The sequence below is a fragment of the Mobilicoccus massiliensis genome (assembly GCF_000826525.2).
GTDB classification, from domain to species: Bacteria; Actinomycetota; Actinomycetes; order Actinomycetales; family Dermatophilaceae; genus Mobilicoccus; species Mobilicoccus massiliensis.
This window is the reverse complement of record NZ_LN651322.1, coordinates 37,289-56,265: the sequence shown is the minus strand read 5'-3', so window position 1 is coordinate 56,265 and position 18,977 is coordinate 37,289. Positions and strand designations below refer to the sequence as shown.

General features: G+C 69.0%; 15 protein-coding genes. 9 read left to right on the top strand and 6 right to left on the bottom strand.

Annotated elements, in window-relative coordinates:
- Positions 1-187: 187 nt before the first annotated feature.
- Genes BN1197_RS00380 through BN1197_RS00370 form a run of 3 tightly spaced genes read right to left on the bottom strand, consistent with a single transcriptional unit; the run spans position 188 to position 2,732 of the window.
- Entirely contained in the window at positions 188-856 is a 669-nt protein-coding gene (locus BN1197_RS00380; RefSeq protein WP_040155219.1) for a methionine ABC transporter permease, read from the bottom strand.
- Positions 853-1,833 (bottom strand): methionine ABC transporter ATP-binding protein, encoded by a 981-nt coding sequence (locus BN1197_RS00375; protein WP_040155218.1) that lies wholly within the window; start codon positions 1,831-1,833, stop codon positions 853-855. The genes BN1197_RS00380 and BN1197_RS00375 overlap by 4 nt, the downstream gene beginning before the upstream one ends.
- 2 nt (positions 1,834-1,835) lie before the next feature.
- A complete protein-coding gene (locus BN1197_RS00370; protein ID WP_052465798.1) occupies positions 1,836-2,732 on the bottom strand; it encodes a MetQ/NlpA family ABC transporter substrate-binding protein in 897 nt (298 codons plus the stop codon).
- Between the two features lie 263 nt (positions 2,733-2,995).
- Between BN1197_RS00370 and brnQ the strand changes: the two genes are divergently transcribed.
- Together brnQ and BN1197_RS00360 are read left to right on the top strand one after the other, a co-directional pair.
- Positions 2,996-4,417, top strand: a complete 1,422-nt coding sequence (gene brnQ / locus BN1197_RS00365; RefSeq protein ID WP_052465797.1) for a branched-chain amino acid transport system II carrier protein — start codon at positions 2,996-2,998, stop codon at positions 4,415-4,417.
- Entirely contained in the window at positions 4,414-5,313 is a 900-nt protein-coding gene (locus BN1197_RS00360) for a Cof-type HAD-IIB family hydrolase (RefSeq protein WP_040155217.1), read from the top strand. The genes brnQ and BN1197_RS00360 overlap by 4 nt, the downstream gene beginning before the upstream one ends.
- A 105-nt stretch (positions 5,314-5,418) precedes the next feature.
- Here BN1197_RS00360 and typA read toward each other — a convergent pair whose 3' ends face one another.
- The 3 genes from typA to BN1197_RS00345 form a co-directional block, all read right to left on the bottom strand.
- Entirely contained in the window at positions 5,419-7,305 is a 1,887-nt protein-coding gene (gene typA / locus BN1197_RS00355) for a translational GTPase TypA (RefSeq protein ID WP_390622692.1), read from the bottom strand.
- Positions 7,306-7,368: 63 nt separating this feature from the next.
- Complete coding sequence (locus BN1197_RS00350) at positions 7,369-8,418, bottom strand: glycoside hydrolase family 26 protein (protein WP_141397149.1); 1,050 nt, start codon at positions 8,416-8,418, stop codon at positions 7,369-7,371.
- Positions 8,419-8,761: 343 nt separating this feature from the next.
- Positions 8,762-9,241 carry a (deoxy)nucleoside triphosphate pyrophosphohydrolase gene (locus BN1197_RS00345; protein ID WP_052465795.1) on the bottom strand — a complete coding sequence of 160 codons (480 nt, stop codon included), beginning with the start codon at positions 9,239-9,241 and terminating at the stop codon, positions 8,762-8,764.
- 115 nt (positions 9,242-9,356) lie between these two features.
- On the opposite strand from BN1197_RS00345, the gene BN1197_RS00340 reads away from it, so the two are divergent.
- The 7 genes from BN1197_RS00340 to BN1197_RS00310 all read left to right on the top strand — a co-directional run bounded on the left by BN1197_RS00340 (position 9,357) and on the right by BN1197_RS00310 (position 18,886).
- Positions 9,357-11,855 carry a sodium-translocating pyrophosphatase gene (locus tag BN1197_RS00340; protein WP_082043483.1) on the top strand — a complete coding sequence of 833 codons (2,499 nt, stop codon included), beginning with the start codon at positions 9,357-9,359 and terminating at the stop codon, positions 11,853-11,855.
- A gap of 101 nt (positions 11,856-11,956) precedes the next feature.
- Positions 11,957-12,385 carry a CBS domain-containing protein gene (locus BN1197_RS00335; protein WP_040155215.1) on the top strand — a complete coding sequence of 143 codons (429 nt, stop codon included), beginning with the start codon at positions 11,957-11,959 and terminating at the stop codon, positions 12,383-12,385.
- A 316-nt stretch (positions 12,386-12,701) separates the two neighbouring features.
- Positions 12,702-14,378: an ABC transporter substrate-binding protein gene (locus BN1197_RS00330; RefSeq protein ID WP_040155214.1), complete on the top strand. Its 1,677-nt coding sequence runs from the start codon at positions 12,702-12,704 to the stop codon at positions 14,376-14,378.
- A gap of 70 nt (positions 14,379-14,448) precedes the next feature.
- On the top strand, positions 14,449-15,462 hold the full coding sequence (locus BN1197_RS00325; RefSeq protein WP_040155213.1) for an ABC transporter permease: 1,014 nt from the start codon (positions 14,449-14,451) through the stop codon (positions 15,460-15,462).
- A complete protein-coding gene (locus BN1197_RS00320; protein WP_040155212.1) occupies positions 15,459-16,481 on the top strand; it encodes an ABC transporter permease in 1,023 nt (340 codons plus the stop codon). Before BN1197_RS00325 ends, BN1197_RS00320 begins: the two co-directional genes overlap by 4 nt.
- A 3-nt stretch (positions 16,482-16,484) precedes the next feature.
- Entirely contained in the window at positions 16,485-17,669 is a 1,185-nt protein-coding gene (locus BN1197_RS00315) for an ABC transporter ATP-binding protein (protein ID WP_082043482.1), read from the top strand.
- Entirely contained in the window at positions 17,666-18,886 is a 1,221-nt protein-coding gene (locus BN1197_RS00310) for an ABC transporter ATP-binding protein (protein ID WP_040155211.1), read from the top strand. The genes BN1197_RS00315 and BN1197_RS00310 overlap by 4 nt, the downstream gene beginning before the upstream one ends.
- The last annotated feature ends 91 nt before the right edge of the window (positions 18,887-18,977 follow it).

The following is an 18,977-nucleotide window of genomic DNA, read 5'->3' as shown; positions in this document are numbered from 1 at the left end:
CCTGGTCCGGCCGTCACGACCGACCCCTGACATCCGTCATGGGCTCGTCGTTCGCAGGCGCAATCGCTCGATTCCACGGGCACGGCCCCTCGTCTGCACGGACGACGCCTCGCATGCGGGGACTTCTGCTGGCATCCCAGGGGCTGCTCGTGTGACGACGGGTCTGCCCTCGCATCGGAATCCCGTGTCAGCGCTTGTGATTCATCGACCGAACGATGGCGTCGCCGACCATCTGGATGGCCTGGACGATGACGATGAGCACGATGACCGACTCGAGCAGTACGGGGGTGTTGAAGCGCTGGTAGCCGTAGCGGATCGCGAAGTCGCCGACGCCGCCGCCCCCGATCGCGCCGGCCATCGTCGAGTACCCGATGAGGGTGACGAGGGTGAGGGTGCCGCCCGCGACGAGGCCGGGCATGGACTCGGGCAGGAGCACCTTGCGCACGATCTGGCCGGTCGTCGAGCCCATCGACTGGGCCGCCTCGATCTTGCCGGTGGAGACCTCGCGCAACGCCGACTCCACGACCCGCGCGTAGAACGGGATGGCCCCGACGGCGAGCGGCACGATCGCCGCGGTGGGGCCGTAGGCCGTGCCCGCGATGAGTCGGGTCAGCGGGATGAGCACGATCATGAGGATGAGGAACGGCAGTGAGCGCGTGAGGTTCACGATGACGCCGAGCACCTGGTAGACGCCCGCGTTGGGCCGCAGGCCGTCGGGTGAGGAGAGCCGCAGCCACACCCCGAGACCGAGCCCGACGGCGACGGTGATGAGGAACGATCCGAGCGTCATCCACGCCGTCTGCCCGAGAGCCTCTGCGAGCTCGGGCAGAGCCTCGATCCATGTGGTCTGGTTCATGCCGCCTTCACCGTCACTCCGGCCGTGCGCAGGTACTCCGTCACCGCGTCGTCCGACACGGTGTCGCTGGTGTAGGCGACCCGCAGACGCCCCACCTGGTGACCGGCGACGCGTTCGAGCGTGCCGCCGAGGATCGACACCTCGACGCCGAGGTCGCGGGTGAGACGCGAGAGCGTCGGGTCGATCGCGCGCTCGTCGGCGAACGCGAGCGTGAGGTGGCGCCCGGGAATCGCGAGGTCGGGATCGCCGGTGGGCAGGAGGATCTCGGCGAGTCGCGAGTCGGGGTCGCCGACGAGGCGCAGCAGCGGCCCGGATTCGACGAACCGGCCCGCCTCCATGAGCGCTGCCGAATCGCAGATCCGACGCACGACCTCGGCCTCGTGGGTGATGAGGACGACGGTGACGCCGGTGCGCTCGTTGATGTCGCGGATGAGGTCGAGGATCTGGTCGGTCGTCGCCGGGTCCAGGGCGCTCGTCGCCTCGTCGCACAGCAGGACCGAGGGGTCGGTGGCGAGCGCGCGGGCGATGCCGACGCGCTGCTGCTGCCCGCCCGAGAGCTGGGAAGGGTAGTTGCCTGCGCGGTCGGCGAGGCCGACGAGCTCGAGCAACTCGGCCACCCGGTCCCGCCGCCGTGCCGTGGGGACACCCGCGACCTCGAGGCCGTAGGCGATGTTCTCGGCCGCGGTGCGGCTGGCCAGGAGGTTGAAGTGTTGGAACACCGTGCCGATGCGCCTGCGGGCGGCGCGAAGATCCTTGCGGGAGAGGGAGACCAGCTCCACCCCGTCGACCGTGATCGTGCCCGACGTCGGCCGTTCGAGCAGATTGAGACAGCGCAGCAGGGTCGTCTTGCCCGCGCCGCTGCGCCCGAGGATCCCGAAGATCTCACCGGAGTCGACCGAGAACGACACCCCGTCGACCGCCGTCACCGCGCGGGCGCCGGTGCCGTACGTCTTCGTGACCGTATCCAGGGTGATCACGATCAGCCCGCCGACGTGGGCGTGGGTGAGGACGAAACGCTGCCGGAGGCCTTGGCCGGCAGCACCGAGCCGCGGTAGTGCTCGGTGATGAACGCGGCGATCTTCGGGTCCGACAGGGCCTGCGCGACCTTGACCACCCGCGGGTCGTTCGCGAGCTCGGGCCGGGTGACCAGGCCGTTCGCGTACGGGTTGTTCTCGACCTTGTCGAGCACGAGGGCGTCCTTGTCGGGCACGAGCCCGGCCTCGAGGGCGTAGTTGCCGTTGACGACCGAGAGGTTCACCTTGGGGTCGTCGAGGGTCGCTGCGAGCTGCGGCCGGTCGACCTTGGTGAAGGTGATCTTCTTGGGGTTGGCCGTGATGTTCTTCTCGGTCACCTGCGCGTAGTCGAGGTTGGCGTCGTCGGCCTTGACGTCGAGGGTGAGCAGTCCGGCCTGTTCGAGCAGGAAGAGGGCCCGCGCCTGGTTCACGGCGTCGGCCGGGATCGCGATATTGGCGCCGGCCGGCGTCTTGTCGACCGACGACACCTTGCGGCTGTACAGCCCCAACGGCTCGATGTGCACGACATCGACCAGTTGCAGGTTGCCGGAGTGCTCGGCGTTCCAGTTCTTGAGGTACGGCTTGTGCTGGAAGTAGTTGGCGTCGACGTCTCCGGAGGCCACGAGCTGGTTGGGGTCGACGTCGCCGGCGATCTCCTTGACCTCGATCTTCACGTCGCCCAGCAGGCCCTGCTTCTCGGCCTCCTTGAGCAGTGTCGAGTGCGGCTCGGCGTCGGCCATGATCGTCAGCGGCGCGTTCGGGTCGCCACCCGCGGACTTGCCGCCGTTCGCGAGGCCGCAGGCCGAGAGGCCGAGTGACGCGGTCAGCGTGAGGGCGAGCAGGGGCAGGGCGCGGCGAGGCATGGCGGATCCGTTCGTAGACTGGGGTGGTTCGGACGACGACGTCACAGGCGTCGCGCGCGCGGTCGGGTCACACGCCGCAGCGACTCGTCCCATTAGACCATCGACCTAATGTGATTCCAAACTCGGCGTTATAGACGCTGGTCAGAGGCACTGTCGCCACCCCGGAAACGACCGCCGGTTCTCGTCGTCGCGCCGGGAGTCGGTAGCGTTCGCACCGCTTTGCCCCGCCTGCGCCACCCCCTGCCTCTCGAAGGAGCCGCCCCGTGGACACCCGCCTGCGTCCGACCCAGACCCTGCTGTTGGGGTCGCTCGTCTTCGGACTCTTCTTCGGCGCCGGCAACCTCATCTTCCCCGTGGGTCTGGGCCGCGACGCCGGGCAGGCCGCCCTCGTCGCCACGATCGGCTTTCTCGTCACGGCGGTCGGACTCCCGATCGTCGGCGTCGTCGCCTCCGCCCTCGCCGGATCGACGAGTGTCCACGACCTCACGCGCCCGATCTCCCGGCGTTTCGCCCTGCTCTTCACGTGCGCGCTGTACCTGACCATCGGCCCGCTGTTCGCGATCCCCCGTACCGCGACGGTGTCGTTCGAGATCGGTGTGCACCCGCTCGTCGGTGACAGCTCGATCGCGTTGGTGCTGTTCACCATCGCGTTCTTCGCGCTCACGGCGGCAGCGGCCCTGCGCCCGGGCCGGCTGCTCGACTGGATCGGTCGCTACCTCACGCCCGTCTTCCTCGTGCTGCTGTCGGCGCTCGTCGTCGCGGCCCTTCTCGCGCCGATGACCTCGGGCCCGTTGCCCGCGCCCGCCACCCCGTACGACGCCTCCCCGCTGACCGCGGGCCTGCTCGACGGCTACAACACGATGGACGCGCTCGCCTCGCTCGCCTTCGCGATCGTCATCGTCGACGCCGCACGGCGCCTGGGCGTGACGAGCCCGCGCCGGCTGGCCACGGAGCTCGGCAAGGCCGGGATCGTCGGCGGCCTGGGCATGGCGATCGTCTACGGCGCGCTCGCCTACGTCGGCGCGACGAGCGTCGGGGTCGTGGCGCAGGCCGACAACGGCGGCACGGTGCTCGCAGAGACGAGCCGGCATTACTTCGGCCCGGCCGGTCAGTACCTCATCGCCGCGATCGTGCTGGTGGCGTGCCTCAAGACGTCGATCGGGCTCATCGTCGCGTGCGCGGAGATGTTCACGGAGCTGTTCGCCCGCAACGCCGCCACCTCGGACGGCGCGGACGGGCAGGTCCAGGGCGCCCCTCGCGCCTACCGGTGGTGGCTGCTCGCGTTCGTCGGGGTCTCGCTGCTCATCGCCAACGCCGGGCTCGAGGCGATCATCAGCTTCTCGATCCCCGTGCTGATGTTCCTCTACCCCATCGCGATCGTGACCATCGCGCTCGCGCTCGCGTGGTCGTGGGTGTCGCAGCACCTGATCGTCGCCCGCTGCGTCGTCGCGTTCACCGCGGTCACCGCGTTCTTCGACCTGCTCGCGGCTCTCCCCGAGAACCTCGCCGCCACCCCGTTCGTCACGACGCTCACCGACGCGGCGACCGCCGTGCTCCCGGGTTACGAGCTCGGGTTCGGCTGGGTGGTGCCCGCCCTCGTGGGTCTCGTGGTCGGAGTCGTCGCGGATGCCTCCGTCGGCCGCACCTCTCGCCCTCGTCTCGCCGATGAGAGGGTGGGCGTGTGACGCCTCCTGCCCTCATCGCCGTCGACATCGACGGAACGCTGCTCGCGAGCGACGGCACCGTGCTGCCCGGCACGCGCGCGGAGTTCGCCCGCGCCCGCGAGCTGGGCGCGACGATCGTCCTCGCCTCGGGTCGTCCGGTGGCGGGCCTGCGGCGGTTGGTCGACAGACTCAAGCTCGACGACCGTGGGTTCGTGCTCACCGGCGTCAACGGCGCTGTCAGCGTCGACGCCGGCAGCGGGGAGGTGCTGGGTCGGCATCCGATGGGCCTGGACCTCGTGCACGAGATCGTCACCCTCGCCGCCGAGCACGGCGTCATCCCGATGCTGTGCGACGGTGACGACCTCGTCGTCGACAGGCCCGACGACCCGCAGGTCGACATCGAGGCCGAGGGCAACGGACTCCACCTCCGGGCCGTGCCCGACCTCGGCGCCGTGACCGGCGACGACGTCACCGTCGACAAGGTCCTCTTCTACGCCCGGCCGGCGGTTCTGCGTCCGTTCGCCGAGGTCTTCGTCGCGCGGTTCGGCGAGGCGACCGAGCACTCGTTCTCGGCCCCGTTCTACTTCGAGGCGACGACGAGGGGCGTCGACAAGGGCTCCGCCCTCACCGACCTTGCCGCCGCGCGCGGCCTCGACCCCCGCGACTCCGTCGCGTTCGGCGACAACGGCAACGACCTCCCCCTGCTCCGCGCGGCCGGCCTCGGTGTCGCGATGGGCAACGCCATCCCCGCCGTCCTCGAGGCGGCCGACCGCGTCACCGCCTCCCACGACGACGAGGGCATCGCTGCCGTCCTCGCCGAGCTCTACGGAGACGGCGAACCCGCCCCGCTCGTCCCCGAGCCAGAGGGCGTCGAACCGCTGCACGCCCTCGACCTGCGAGACGAGGAGAGTGGATAGGGCGGGGCCGCTATTCGGCGTCCCAGGGATCGACGATGTCGACCCCCAGCGGTTCGAAGTCTGCGATATTGCGCGTGGCCACGCCTGCGGCGGAGCGCCGACAGCTCAGCCCTTCTTCGCCTCGCTCCGGACGCGGGCCGCGTTGCGGGCGCGCACGACCTGATCGAGGTCGACCTTGCGGATGCGCACGGCCTCCGGAGTCACCTCGACGCACTCGTCCTCGCGGCAGAACTCGAGGCTCTGCTCGAGGGAGAGCTTGCGCGGCGGGATGACCTTCTCGAAGTTGTCGGCCGAGGAGGCGCGCACGTTGGTGAGCTTCTTCTCCTTGGTGATGTTGACGTCCATGTCGTCGGCGCGGGAGTTCTCGCCGACGATCATGCCCTCGTACACCTCGGTGCCGGGCTCGACGAACAGCACGCCGCGCTCCTGCAGGTTGACCATCGCGTAAGAGGTGACCGGCCCGGTGCGGTCGGCGACGAGCGAGCCCGACTGGCGCGTCGAGATCGGCCCGAACCACGGCTCGTACCCGTCGAACACGTGGTGGGCGATGCCCGCGCCGCGGGTCTCGGTGAGGAACTCCGTGCGGAACCCGATGAGGCCGCGCGAGGGGACCTTGAACTCCATGCGCACCCAGCCGGTGCCGTGGTTCGTCATCTGCTCCATGCGGCCCTTGCGCGCCGCCATGATCTGCGTGACCGCGCCGAGGTGCTCCTCCGGGGTGTCGATCGTCAACTGCTCGACCGGCTCGTGGACCTTGCCGTCAATCTCCTTCGTCACGACCTGCGGCTTGCCGACGGTGAGCTCGAAACCCTCGCGGCGCATCTGCTCGACGAGGATCGCGAGCGCGAGCTCGCCACGCCCCTGCACCTCCCAGGCGTCGGGCCGCTCGGTGGGCAGCACGCGCAGCGAGACGTTGCCGATGAGCTCGCGCTCGAGCCGGTCCTTGACGAGCCGGGCGGTCACCTTCGAGCCGCGCACCTTGCCGGCCATCGGTGAGGTGTTCGTACCGATCGTCATCGAGATCGCCGGCTCGTCGATGGAGATCACCGGCAGCGGGACGGGGTTCTCGGCGTCGGCGATGGTGTCGCCGATCATGATCTCGGGGATGCCGGCGATGGCGATGATGTCGCCCGGGCCCGCCGCGCCCGTCTCCAGCGGCTTGCGCTCCAGGCCCTCGGTCATGAGCAGCTCGGTGACCTTGACCCGCTCTATCGACCCGTCGCTCTTGCACCACGACACCTGCTGACCCTTGCGGATCTCGCCGTTGAAGACCCGCAGCAGCGCGAGACGGCCGAGGAAGTTCGAGGAGTCGAGGTTGGTGACGTGCGCCTGCAGCGGCGCACCCTCCTCGTACGTCGGCGCGGGGATCGTCTCCATGATCGTCTTGAACAGCGGCTCGAGGTCGGGGCTGTCGGGCAGCTCGCCGTCGCCGGGGCGTTCGACGGAGGCGCGGCCGTTCTTGGCCGAGGCGTAGACGATCGGGAACTCGATCTGCTCCTCGTCGGCGTCGAGATCCATGAACAGCTCGTACGCCTCGTCGACGACCTCGGCGATGCGCGCGTCGGGCCGGTCGACCTTGTTGATGCACAGCACGACCGGCATCTTGGCCGCGAGCGCCTTGCGCAGCACGAAGCGCGTCTGCGGCAGCGGCCCCTCGGAGGCGTCGACGAGCAGCACGACGCCGTCGACCATCGACAGGCCGCGCTCGACCTCGCCACCGAAGTCGGCGTGGCCGGGCGTGTCGATGATGTTGATGGTCACGCCGTTCGGGTACTCCGACGCCGACGGGCCGTTGTAGTGGATCGCCGTGTTCTTGGCGAGGATCGTGATGCCCTTCTCACGCTCGAGGTCGCCGGAGTCCATCGCGCGTTCGTCGACGTGCTGGTGTTCGCCGAACGCGCCCCCCTGCCAGAGCATCTTGTCGACGAGGGTGGTCTTGCCGTGGTCGACGTGGGCGACGATGGCGACGTTGCGGATGTCACCGCGGGTCATCTTCTGCGTAGGCACGTGTCGCATTCTCTCAGGCGTGAGGGGATGCTCCGACCATGCGCGGGATCACCACAGGCTGCGGTACACCTGCGCGGACTTGGGATTCTGCGGCTTCTCGGACCACAACGAGTTCCTGATGTACTCGGCGTGTTCGTTGAAGTAGCCCTCCATCACGAGAATGTCCGCGTTGCTCGTGAAGAACGACCGCATGCTGCGGATGAAGAAGGGGTTGTCGCCGTTGCCGCCGGTCTCCGTCTTGGCCAGACCCCATTCGGGCACCGACAGACCCTTGCCGCGCTTGCGGGCGAAGGCGGCGACATCGGCCAGGCCGGGCGCGTTCTCGGGCTGCAGGGCCTGGCGCCACTCGCTCGAGTTGGTCGCACCCGTGGTGTGCCAGTCGTAGACGTCGCAGCCGATGAGGTCGACGTAGCGGTCACCGGGGTAGAGCTTGGTCAGCGCGTCCAACCGGTTGCTCCCGCCCCGCAGCGGCGAACCGCAGTTGATGTCGAAGTCGATGACGAGCTTGGGGGCGGACTTCTTCATCACCGTGCTGACCCGGGCGAACGCGCGGCGGTAGTCCGCGGCGTTGGAGGCGTCGGCGCTCCAGGCGTACCAGTGGCCGTTGCCCTCCCAACCGATGCGAACGATCGAACGGCCTCGATTCCGACGCTGCAGGTCGCGGGCCACCTTGCGGAAGACGGCGTCGTGCTTGCCTGCGGCCACGTCCGCCAGGCTGCTGCTGCCGTCGGACGGGAGCAGCGGCATGCCGTAGACGAGGACGCCGCGGAAGTTCTTGAAGGTGTCGATGTGCCACGTGGATCCGGCGATCTTCTGCCACGTCCCCCGCTCGGGGTAGGTGAGCGCGGCATCGGACACGGTTCCGCGCCAGGCACCCCACCGCTTCGCACGGGTGCCGCTCAGGTACCCGCCCGTCCAGGCGCCGGAGTACCAGGAGTGAGCCGAGGCGCTGCGCCCGATGTACCGCTCCGCCTGCCCACCCGGCTTGCCCGCGGGCGGCGACGCTTCCGCCGCGAGGCCGGCAGACGTGGTGGCGAGGAGGAGGGCCACCCCTGCGGCGGCACCGATTCGGGTTGCTGACGAGGCGAGGCTGCGCATGGCGGTCCTTCGAACAGGGGGCGAGGGGCGGCCGTGCCGGGTCTCGCCGGCCGAGCCGCCGGTAGGCTACGTTCCCGCACGCCGGAACGGGAGAGCCGCGAGGGCAACCCTCACCGGCCTCACCAGTGCACCCATCGGCGTGACGGCGTGAGCGCTCCCCGTCGGTTCGCTGCGATGAGGATTGCCGCGCAACGAACTTCGCCACCCTGCCGACAGGTCGCAGAGCAGGTCGACGGTGAGCGCACAGCCCTCCAGGCCCCTCGGGAGAAACCGAATGTTCATTCCGAGATGCTTGAGGTCTCACATTCCGGATCGCTCTCGATCGACACGCGGACTCGCGCCCTCAGCGGTCGGATTCCACGGCAGCGAATTTCTCGGCGAGACGAGCGACGATCGCCGCGTTCGTCTCGAGCCACGGCACCGACCCCAACGAGGCCGCATCGAGTGTGCGCAGGTCGTCGTGATCCTGCAGCGGAGTAGGGATCCCGTCCGCCACACGGGCGAGCCACACCGTCATCCGGTAGGGCGGCGTCAGCTCCCACTCCCCGCCGGGCAGCGGCCCCGTCAACCGCTCTCCCACCTCGACCCGGACGCCGAGTTCCTCGGCGAGTTCGCGGTGCAGCGCCTCCAGCCGCGTCTCGCCGGGATCCACCTTGCCGCCGGGCAACTCCCACCGGCCCGCGAGCGCCGCGGGCTTCGTCCGCCTGGCGGCCAGCACGCTCGTGGGCCGGTCGAGCGAGTCGACGAGAGCGGCGGCCACCACGTCGACCGCCTCGCGCGGCGACTGCTCGATGTGGGTCGCGTCCGGGTCCGGCTCGGTCATCGCAGCATCATGCCCGTCTCGTCGGGGAGCATCGGGCGGATCCGATGGAACCCGCGAAGGTGTGTTCGATTCCGGGGACCTTGGGCCCAGGCTCGTGCGCGCACACGGGAGTCCGATGGAAGGGCGGCCGGCCGAGGACGTCTCGACCGACCTGATCGTGCCGCAAGAACAGGACCCCGCCGTGTTCCCCATCCTCGCCGCATCGTCACCCGTCCTCGTTCCCGGTCACCCCGCTGCGGGTGAGGCCGATCTAGAGCTGCCCGACCTCTCGTCGGTGAGGTTCGTCGGCGGCCTCGACGGGCACGTCCTGCTCTACCTCGGGCTGGTCGTCTGCGCCCTCGGCCTCGTCTTCGGGTTCGTCACCTTCCGGCAGCTCAAGCGCATGCCGGTCCACCCGTCGATGCGGGAGATGTCGGAGCTCATCTACAGCACGTGCAAGGCCTACCTCGTCCAACAGGGCCGGTTCCTCGTCCTGCTGTGGGTCTTCATCGCCGCGGTGATCTTCGTCTACTTCTACTTCCTCATGCGCTTCGACCTCGGCAAGGTCGCGATCGTGCTGCTGTTCAGCCTCATCGGCATGGCCGGCAGCTACGGGGTCGCGTGGTTCGGCATCCGCGTCAACACGTTCGCCAACTCGCGCACCGCGTTCGCGTCGCTGGCCGGCAGGCCCTACCCCGTCTACGCCATCCCGATGAAGTCGGGCATGAGCATCGGCATGGTCCTCATCAGCGTCGAGCTGCTGATGATGCTCGTCATCCTGCTGTTCCTGCCCGGCGAGATCGCCGGTGCGTGCTTCATCGGCTTCGCCATCGGCGAGTCCCTCGGCGCCTCGGCCCTGCGCATCGCGGGCGGAATCTTCACCAAGATCGCCGACATCGGTTCCGACCTCATGAAGATCGTCTTCAAGATCAAGGAGGACGACGCCCGCAACCCCGGCGTCATCGCCGATTGCACCGGCGACAACGCGGGCGACTCCGTTGGCCCGTCGGCCGACGGCTTCGAGACCTACGGCGTCACGGGCGTCGCACTTATCACCTTCATCCTGCTCGCCGTGCACGACCCGGCCCTGCAGGTGCAGCTCCTCGTATGGATCTTCGTCGTCCGCGCCGTCATGGTGCTCGCCTCCGGCCTGAGCTACGCCGGTAACGACGTGATGGCGCATCGCACGTACGGCCACCGCGACGAGATGGACTTCGAGGTTCCGCTCACGGCACTCGTGTGGCTCACCTCGATGCTGTGCATCGTGCTCACGTACGTGACCTCCTACCTCGTCATCGGCGATCTGGGCGACGGGTCGCTGTGGTGGAAGCTGTCGACGATCGTCAGCTGCGGCACGCTCGCCGGCGCGCTCATCCCCGAACTGGTCAAGGCGTTCACCTCCACGCACAGCCGGCACGTGCGCGAGGTCGTCATCAGCTCCCGCCAGGGAGGGGCGAGCCTCGACATCCTCTCCGGCCTCGTCGCGGGCAATTTCTCGGCGTACTGGCTCGGCATGGCGATCATCGCCCTCATGGGCGTCGCGTACGGCATCAGCGGCCTCGGCCTCGGCGCGCTCATGCTCGCGCCGGCGGTGTTCGCGTTCGGCCTCGTCGCCTTCGGCTTCCTCGGCATGGGACCGGTGACGATCGCCGTGGACTCCTACGGCCCGGTCACCGACAACGCGCAGAGCGTGTACGAACTGTCGGTCATCGAGGAGGTGAACGGCATCGACGAGGAGCTGCGCACCCGGTACGGCATCGACCCGCAGTGGGAGCGCGCCAAGCTGCTGCTCGAGGACAACGACGGCGCCGGCAACACGTTCAAGGCCACGGCCAAGCCCGTGCTCATCGGCACCGCCGTCGTGGGGGCGACGACGATGATCTTCTCGATCATCATGGCCCTCACCGGCGGTGAGCCGACGCAGATGATCAACCTCTCGCTCATGCACCCGCCGTTCCTGCTCGGCCTCGTCACCGGTGGCGCGGTCATCTACTGGTTCACCGGCGCGAGCATCCAGGCGGTCACCACCGGCGCCTACCGCGCGGTGGAGTTCATCCGCGAGAACATCCGCCTCGACGGCGTCACCAAGGCCAGCGTCGAGGACAGCCGCAAGGTCGTCGAGATCTGCACGCAGTACGCCCAGAAGGGCATGCTCAACATGTTCCTCGGGATCTTCTTCTCGACCCTGGCGTTCGCGTTCGTCGAGCCGTTCTTCTTCATCGGCTACCTCATCTCGATCGCGATCATCGGCCTCTACCAGGCGATCTTCATGGCCAACGCCGGTGGCGCCTGGGACAACGCGAAGAAGATCGTCGAGGTCGACCTCCACGCCAAGGGCTCGGCCCTGCACGACGCGACGATCGTCGGCGACACGGTCGGAGACCCGTACAAGGACACGAGCTCGGTCGCCCTCAACCCGGTCATCAAGTTCACGACCCTCTTCGGGTTGCTCGCCGTCGAACTCGCGGTGCAGATCGCCCAGCAGCAGGGCAGTACGACCCTGACCCACGTCATGGCGTTCGTCTTCTTCGTCGTCAGCGCCTACTTCGTCTACCGCTCGTTCTACGGGATGCGCATCAGCAGCGACCTGAACGAGGTCGCACAGGAGACGAGCCCCGAGATCGCCTCCGCCTGAGCCCTTCTCGCCCCGGCGGCTCGCGCCGGCGGCAGGCGACGTGACCAACTCGGGCACATCTCCTGACGCCGCGAACGCCGTTCGCCGACTAACGTTGTGTCATGTTGATCGCCGACATCATCCGCTCCAAGGGCAGCGACGTCGTCACGGCCGCTCCCACCGCCACGGTCGCCGAACTCACCCGCCTCCTCGCCGAGCACAGGATCGGCGCGGTCGTCGTCTCCGGCGACGGCCGTCACATCGAGGGCATCGTCAGTGAACGCGACATCGTGCGTGCCCTCCCGCAGCAGGGCGGCGAGGTGCTCGACGCCGAGGTCCGCTCACTCATGACCACCGAGGTCGTCACGTGCACGCCCAAGCAGACCGTCGTCGAGATGGCCGAGCTCATGACCCGGCACCGGTTCCGCCACGTGCCCGTCGTCGAGGACGACGAGCTCGTCGCGATCGTCAGCATCGGCGACATCGTCAAGGCCCGCATGGCCCTCCTCGAGGACGAGCGCGACCAGCTCATCGAGTACGTCCAGCAGTAGGACACGCGAGCCCCGATGTGGCGCACGAGAATTGGCGGCGCCCGTCGGTGATTCGACCGGGACGACGGCCTTAGGGCGCCCCCTGATCCACGGGTGTGTCCAAAATTTGGTCGTGTCGTAGATCACTTTGACCCCCACTCGACCAGTACTGTCTCGGCCATCCCCTCGGCGGAGCGTCTCACCCCGAACGTGACCGCCCCAGAGAAAGGCCGACCCCACATGAACAGAACCCGGTCGACGGCAACGCTGGCGCTCGCATCGGTACTCGTCCTGTCCCTCGGCGCCTGCGTTGCCGTCGACCGGGTTCTGTCCCCACATGAACAGAACCCGGTCGACGGCAACGCTGGCGCTCGCATCGGTACTCGTCCTGTCCCTCGGCGCCTGCGCCAAATCGGAGCGCGACTCCTCCGGGGGCGGGGGTGGGGGCGGCGGAGGCGGCACGTTCACGTTCGGAGCGGCCGGTGCGCCCAAGACTCTCGACCCCTTCTACGCGACCGACGGCGAGACCTTCCGCGTCAGCCGCCAGATCTTCCAGGGCCTCGTCGGGTTCAAGGACGGTACCGCCGAGGTCGCGCCCGATCTCGCCACGGAGTGGAAGCCCAGCGCCGACGGGCTGACCTGGACCTTCACCCTGCGGGAGGGCGTGAAGTTCCACGACGGCACCGCGTTCGACGCCGACGCCGTGTGCAAGAACTTCGAGCGCATGTACGGCCAGACCGGCCCCGGGGCCACCGCCGCCGTCTCGCAGTACTGGACCGACAACTTCGGCGGGTTCAAGGACGGCAAGGAGCCCAGCCTCTACAAGTCGTGCACGGTCAAGGACCCCAAGACGGTCGACGTCGCGCTCACCCGCGTCACCTCCAAGTTTCCGGCGCTGCTCGGCCTGCCCTCGTTCTCGATGCAGAGTCCGACGGCGATGGAGCAGTACAAGGCCAACGACGTCAAGGCGCAGGGCGAGGGCTTCGTCTTCTCCGAGTACGCCCAGAAGCACCCGACCGGCACCGGCCCCCTGAAGTTCGAGAGCTACGACCAGGCCAACGGCACGGTCACCCTCGTGCGCAACGACGACTACTACGGCGACAAGGCCAAGGTCGCCAAGGTCGTCTTCAAGATCATCCCCGACGAGAGCACCCGCCGGCAGGAACTGCAGGCCGGCAGCATCCAGGGCTACGACCTGCCCAACCCCGTCGACTGGCAGGCGCTCAAGGACGGCGGCAACGAGGTCATGGTCCGCCCCGCCTTCAACCTCCTCTACCTCGGCCTCAACCCCAAGGCCAACCCCGAGCTCAAGGATCTCAAGGTGCGCCAGGCCATCCAGATGGCCATCAACCGCGACCAGATCGTCAAGACCCAGCTGCCCGAGGGCGCCACCGCGGCGACGCAGTTCATGCCCGACACGGTCGCCGGATACAACAAGCAGCTGCAGGTCGCGCCGTACGACCCGGAGAAGGCCAAGAGCCTGCTCAAGGAGGCCGGCGCCGAGAACATGACGCTCAACTTCTGGTACCCCTCCGAGGTGACCCGTCCCTACATGCCGGCCCCGCAGCGTCTCTACGAGGCGATGAGCAGCGATCTGCAGAAGGTCGGCATCAAGGTCAAGACCACCACCAAGCCGTGGAACGGCGGATACCTCGACGGTGTCGACGCCGGTCAGGCAGGGGCGTTCCTCCTCGGCTGGACGGGCGACTACAACACGCCCGACAACTTCATCGGCACGTTCTTCGGTGACACGAAGAACCGTTTCAACACCGGCATGTACCCCTGGGGCGAGCAGTTGTCGCAGGACCTCAAGAAGGCCGACGGCATGGTCGACGAGGCCCAGCGCAACGCGGCCTACGAGGACCTCAACGCCAAGATCGTGCAGGAGTACCTGCCGGCCGTGCCGATCAGCCACAGCCCGCCCGCCCTCGTCCTCGCCAAGGGCGTCGGCGGCGTGACCGCGAGCCCGCTGACCGACGAGAAGTTCGACCAGGTCACCCTGCCGTCGAACTGATCAACGCCTACCCGACGGGCCCGGCCACACCACGGCCGGGCCCGTCGGGTGAGACCCGGAAGGTCTGCTCGTGCTCCGGTACATCGTCCAACGACTCGCACAGATGGTGCTGGTCGTCCTCGTCCTCTCGCTGTTGTTGTTCGCGTGGCTGCGCTCGTTGCCCGGCGGCCCGGTGTCGGCGCTGCTCGGCGAGCGCGCGACGCCCGAGAGCCGGGCGCAGCTCGAGGCCGCGCTCGGCATGGATCAACCACTGTGGGTGCAATACCTGCGATTCCTGCAGCGCGCCCTCTCCGGAGACTTCGGCGTCTCGACCGGCGTCCTGCCCGGGCGGGAGGTCATGGCCATCTTCCTCCAGCGCTTTCCCGCCACGATCGAGCTGTCGATCTTCGCGATCATCCTCGCCGTCGCCGTCGGCGTGCCTGCCGGCTACCTCGCGGCGCGGCACCGCGGACGTCCGCTCGACATCGGCGGGGTGCTGCTCTCGCTGGTCGGCGTGGCGGTGCCGGTGTTCTTCCTCGCGTTCCTGCTCAAGTTCATCTTCGCCGTCGAGCTCGGATGGCTGCCCGCCTCGGGACGCCAGGCGACGACGCTGGACGCGACCCGCATCACCGGCTTCTTCGTCCTCGACGGGTTGATGACCCGCGAGTGGGACGCGGCCTGGGACGCCTTCAAGCACCTCATCCTGCCCGCGGTCGCGCTCTCCTCGATCCCCTTCGCCGTGATCTTCCGCATCACCCGCGCGAGCGTCCTCGACGTCATGGACGAGGACTACGTGCGCACCGCCGAGTCCAAGGGCCTCACGCAGGGCACGATCCGCAACCGCCACGTGCTGCGCAACGCGATGCTGCCGGTCGTCACGACCATCGGCCTGCAGATCGGCGCGCTGCTCGCCGGCGCGGTGCTCACCGAGAAGGTGTTCTCGTTCCCCGGGATCGGCGACGCGTTGGCCCGCTCGTTCGAGATGCGGGACTACGCGATGCTGCAGCTCCTCATCATGGGCGCCGCGGCCGTGTACGTCCTCGTCAACCTGATCGTCGACCTGCTGTACGCGGTCATCGACCCACGCGTGAGGACGGCCCGATGAACAACCCCAAGAAGGACCGCATCGATCGGCTGGCCCGTTCCACGGCAACGCGCTCGAGCGCCGGGCCCGGTGGTGAGAAGGCCGGGACGACCGGGAGGGGCACCGCACCCACGGCGGTGGCGGACGCCGGTCACGTCTCCGGCGGCGAGGGCGTCAGTCTGCTCGCGAGCGCGTGGAGCCGGCTGCGACGCAACCCGCTGTTCCTCATCGGCGCGGCGATCACGATCGTGTTCGTCCTGCTCGCACTCGTCTCTCCGTGGATCGCGCCGCACGACCCCGCCGCGCGGCTCCTCGAATCGCAGATCCGCCAGCAGACCAACCCCATCCCCCGCGCGCAGGACGGGTTCCCGCTCGGTGCCGACTGGTTCGGCCGCGACCTGCTCTCGCGCCTCCTCGTCGGCAGCAGGCAGACCCTGTTCGTCGGCGTGTTCGCCACCCTCGGCGGCCTCACCGGCGGGCTCATTCTCGGCACGCTCGCGGGCGCCTTCGGCGGCTGGGTCGACGCGCTCGTCATGCGCATCGTCGACGTCATGCTCTCGATCCCCAGCCTGCTCATGGCGTTCTCGATCGCGGCGATCTTCGCCAACCCCAGCCAGCTCACGGTCATCATCGCGATCGCCGTCGTGCAGATCCCCGTGTTCGCGCGGTTGCTGCGAGGCTCGATGATGGCCCAGCGGCACAGCGACCACGTGCTGGCCGCCAGAGCGCTCGGCGTCAAGAAGGCCCCGATCGTGTTCCGGCACATGCTGCCCAACGCCCTCGGGCCGGTCATCGTGCAGGCCACGCTCGTGCTCGCCGTCGCGATCATCGACGCGGCGGCCCTGAGCTTCCTCGGTCTCGGCAGCCCCGACGACCGCACCCCGGAGTGGGGGCAGATGCTCGGCGCGTCGCAGCAGTACCTCGCCGGCCACCCACACCTCGCGTTCTACCCGGCGGCGTGCATCATCGTCGTCGCGCTGGGGTTCACGTTCATGGGCGAGTCGCTCCGCGAGGCCCTCGACCCGAAGACGAGGCGATAAGACATGCCGGCACACACCCCGACCACCGACGACCGCCCCGACACCGGGCCCGACACCCGACGCCGGCACGCCCGCGGCGAGGGTCCCCTCCTGCAGGTCAAGGACCTCACGGTGCAGTTCACGCGCTCGGGCCAGGAGCCGTTCACCGCGGTCGATCACGTGAGCTTCGACGTCCAGCCCGGCCAGACCGTCGGCCTGGTCGGCGAATCCGGCTGCGGCAAGTCGGTCACCTCGCTCGCGATCATGGGGTTGCTCCCCCACCGCGGCAACCGGGTGAGCGGCACCGTCGACTTCGACGGCACCGACCTGCTCACGCTCTCCGACGCCCAGATGCGCGACCGCCGCGGCCGCGATGTCGCGATGATCTTCCAGGACCCCCTGAGCTCGCTCAATCCCGTCGTGCCGATCGGGCTGCAGGTCACCGAGGTCATCGAACGCCACCGAGGGATGAAGCGCTCCGCGGCCATGCCCATCGCCGCCGACCTGCTCAAGAAGGTCGGCATCCCCGACCCTCAGCGTCGCCTCAAGGAGTACCCGCACCAGCTCTCCGGCGGCATGCGTCAACGAGCGCTCATCGCCATGGCCCTGGCGTGCGAGCCGCGTCTGCTCATCGCCGACGAGCCCACGACGGCGCTCGACGTGACGATCCAGGCGCAGATCCTCACGCTTCTGCGCGAACTCGTCGAGGAATCCGGCACGGCACTCATCATGATCACCCACGACCTCGGCGTCGTCGCCGGGCTCTGCGATCGCGTCAACGTGCTCTACGGGGGGCGCATCGTCGAACGTGCCGACCGACACGAGCTCTTCGCCTCCCCACGGCATCCCTACACCAACGGGCTGCTCGCCTCGATCCCGCGCCTCGACGCTCCCCGCGGGCAGCGCCTCGACCCGGTGCCCGGATCGGTCGCCGACAACCTCCCCTGGGACTCGGCCTGCGCCTTCGCGCCCCGGTGCTCACAGCCGATCGAGATCTGCCGAGAGCGCACTCCCGAGCTCGTCGACGAGCCGTCACGCGGCCCGGTACCGCGGGCACTGCGCTGTCACAACCCGGTGCCGTTCCGCGAGAACGAGGACGGGCCGGTCGACGGCGACGGTCACGGTGTCACTGCGGGGGTCGAGCCTGATGCCGATGCCGATGCGAACGGCGTCGAGCCCCACTCCCACGACAGCGAGGAGACGCGATGAGCACCGCTGCCACCCCGCGCCCCGAGAACCACCCGACGGATGCGACCACACCGGCCTCGGATAGCGGCGACGACGTGCTCGTCGACGTCCGCGGCCTCAAGGTCCACTTCCCCATCAAGCGGGGCGTGATCTTCGACCGCACGATCGGGTACGTCTACGCCGTCGACGGCATCGACATGCAGATCCGCCGCGGCGAGACCTACGGTCTGGTCGGCGAATCGGGTTGCGGCAAGTCGACGTTCGGCCGCGCGCTGCTCCAGTTGGAGGAGCCCACCGCCGGCAGCGTCCACTTCGACGGCGTCGACGTCGCCTCGCTCAAGGGCGAGACGCTGCGCCGACGTCGGCAGGACATGCAGATGGTGTTCCAGGATCCGCTCTCCAGCCTCGACCCACGCCAGTCGATCGAGTCGCTGCTGCTCGAGGGCATGCAGGCCCACGGGCTGGTGAGGGACAAGGCCGCCGCGAACACCCGACTGCGCGAACTGCTCACCGCCGTCGGCCTGCCCGTCGCCGCACTGAAGAAGTACCCGCACGAGTTCTCCGGCGGTCAGCGCCAGCGCATCGGCATCGCCCGGGCCCTCTCGGTGAACCCGAAGCTCATCGTCGCCGACGAGCCGGTCTCGGCACTCGACGTCTCGGTGCAGGCGCAGGTCGTCAACCTCCTCGAGGATCTGCAGGAGGAGTTCGGCCTCACCTACCTCGTCGTCGCGCACGACCTCGCCGTCGTCCGTCACATCAGCGACGTCGTCGGGGTGATGTACCTCGGCGGGCTCGTCGAGGAGGCCGACGCCGACGCCCTCTACGCCGACCCCCTGCACCCCTACACCAGGGCCCTCATGTCGGCCGTGCCCGTGCCCGACCCGAGCGTGGAGGACCGTCGCGAGCGCGTCATCCTCGCCGGCGACCTGCCGAGCCCCGCGAACCCGCCCACCGGATGCCGGTTCCACACCCGCTGCCCGTGGCGGCAGGAGACGCGATGCGACTCCGAGCGTCCCGAGTTGCGGGTCATCGACCGTCCCGGGGAGCCCGCAGGCGGGGCCGGCGACGCGAGGCGCCCACACAAGGTCGCGTGCCACTGGGCCGAGCAGATCGCCGACGGCACCCTGCAGCCGCGTGCGGTCGACCCCACCGGCGGCGAGCGTCTCTACGAGGCCGGCACCCCGGTAGGCGTCACCGGGAGTTTCACCGGACCGGCCTCCGTCGCCGAACTGGGGTGAGCGGGGACACGAACGAGCCCCACCGGAGCGGCGAATTCGCCCATTACCAGGGAGCTTTCGCTACGATGTGACGTGAATCATACGGTTCGAC

Excerpts from the sequence above, each read along its gene's own strand:
- typA (WP_390622692.1), bottom strand. The coding sequence starts at position 7,305 with ATGACCCGCGGTGACATCCGCAACGTCGCCATCGTCGCCCACGTCGAC.
- BN1197_RS00340 (WP_082043483.1), top strand. The coding sequence starts at position 9,357 with ATGGAAGGGCGGCCGGCCGAGGACGTCTCGACCGACCTGATCGTGCCG.
- BN1197_RS00345 (WP_052465795.1), bottom strand. The coding sequence starts at position 9,241 with ATGACCGAGCCGGACCCGGACGCGACCCACATCGAGCAGTCGCCGCGC.
- BN1197_RS00335 (WP_040155215.1), top strand. The coding sequence starts at position 11,957 with ATGTTGATCGCCGACATCATCCGCTCCAAGGGCAGCGACGTCGTCACG.
- BN1197_RS00330 (WP_040155214.1), top strand. The coding sequence starts at position 12,702 with ATGAACAGAACCCGGTCGACGGCAACGCTGGCGCTCGCATCGGTACTC.
- BN1197_RS00315 (WP_082043482.1), top strand. The coding sequence starts at position 16,485 with ATGCCGGCACACACCCCGACCACCGACGACCGCCCCGACACCGGGCCC.
- BN1197_RS00320 (WP_040155212.1), top strand. The coding sequence starts at position 15,459 with ATGAACAACCCCAAGAAGGACCGCATCGATCGGCTGGCCCGTTCCACG.
- BN1197_RS00310 (WP_040155211.1), top strand. The coding sequence starts at position 17,666 with ATGAGCACCGCTGCCACCCCGCGCCCCGAGAACCACCCGACGGATGCG.
- BN1197_RS00370 (WP_052465798.1), bottom strand. The coding sequence starts at position 2,732 with ATGCCTCGCCGCGCCCTGCCCCTGCTCGCCCTCACGCTGACCGCGTCA.
- BN1197_RS00350 (WP_141397149.1), bottom strand. The coding sequence starts at position 8,418 with ATGCGCAGCCTCGCCTCGTCAGCAACCCGAATCGGTGCCGCCGCAGGG.
- BN1197_RS00380 (WP_040155219.1), bottom strand. The coding sequence starts at position 856 with ATGAACCAGACCACATGGATCGAGGCTCTGCCCGAGCTCGCAGAGGCT.